General features: G+C 47.7%; 1 protein-coding gene and 1 pseudogene. Both read right to left on the minus strand.

Features of this window, described 5'->3' with window-relative positions:
- A pseudogene (locus R7P67_RS25010) lies at positions 1-379 on the minus strand (AarF/ABC1/UbiB kinase family protein); the annotation flags it as partial.
- Positions 380-538: 159 nt separating this feature from the next.
- Positions 539-1210 carry a pyridoxamine 5'-phosphate oxidase family protein gene (locus R7P67_RS25015; protein WP_318086344.1) on the minus strand — a complete coding sequence of 224 codons (672 nt, stop codon included), beginning with the start codon at positions 1208-1210 and terminating at the stop codon, positions 539-541.
- Between the last annotated feature and the right edge of the window lie 29 nt (positions 1211-1239).

The raw sequence follows: 1239 nt of genomic DNA on the forward strand, positions 1-1239 counted from the left end.
AAGCAAGAAACGCGGATTTCCACTGTTCACCAAGTGCATTTACCATCACGCTGTTGAGCTGCTTTGATGGCATTGGATCGGCGTTTGAACGCAATCTGGCTAAAATCTCGGCCAACTCCGGTTCAAGAATATCTCCGGCATCCATCGACAGCATTTGACCAAGTTTCATCGCTGCGCCGCGTAAGTGCGCCAGTTGATCGGTCAGCCGTGCAATATTTTGAGGGGTGAGCAAAAGGTCTTTCGCTTTCGGTCGGTTGCCTTTGGCGATTTGCTTGGTGCCTTCAGCAATAACATTGCCCGCAACTCTTGTTGCAAGCGAGGCAAATTTGCTGAATCTAGAAATACGGTGTGTTGGTAGGTTTCTTTCCTTTCCCGACATAACTCTCTCCTATTGCTCATGGTTTGTTATACGGGAAATTGAAGCCTTTGGATACAAAGTTACGAGCACCGCAGGCAGGACCAGCGGTGATTTAGGAGATTGGATGAAAGTTGCTATTGAGAGCGTTAGCAAAAGTGAGAGGGTTAGCAACAGGAGCTCTTAGCTGAGTTTCTCCGAAGCGTACCAGCGGTTAGGATAGGCGCTGCTGTAATCGGGTTCTTCGATGCCTTCATACAAATCCGAACATGGTTCAAGAGGCCCCACGACGGTTCGATATGGCAGTACCCCCGCCCAAACCGGAATATCCATATCTTGAGCGTCGTCGTTGACACCAAAACGACTGATTTTTACCGATGCTTCCTCTAAAGACATACGCAGAAGCATGGTGGCGCTGAGCTCTTTCTCGTTACTCAAACGGACATGCTCTGTTCTTCCCGGCGCGATTTGTTCGAGAAAGTGATTCAGTAAACGATCTTTTTCCTGATTGTCTTCAACAGTTTCAAACTGACCAAACACAACCGCACTGCGATAATGCGCGCTGTGGTGAAATGCGGAACGCGCCAATACCCAACCATCAAACAAGGTGAAGGTGAGACATGTCGGTTGGCCTTGTTTGAGGGAGCGTAACAGTCGGCTGTTATTTGCGCCGTGGATGTATACAAAATCATCGACGCGCCAAGCTAACATAGGGATAACCACTGGTCCTGACTCGTTGGTTATTGCAATATGGGCAATTAGGCTTTCATCAATAATCGTGTGCAGCTTTTCAACTTCAGTCACCGCTTTATGAGCGCCTTTTTTGATTTCTGTTCTTTTTGTATTCGATAGCATGGTGGTCTCCCTAACCAACTCACAGTAAT

The organism is Vibrio sp. Vb0937 (genome assembly GCF_033338855.1).

Bases quoted from the DNA above. Each gene is read 5' to 3' on its own strand.
- R7P67_RS25015 (WP_318086344.1), bottom strand. From the start codon at position 1,210: ATGCTATCGAATACAAAAAGAACAGAAATCAAAAAAGGCGCTCATAAA.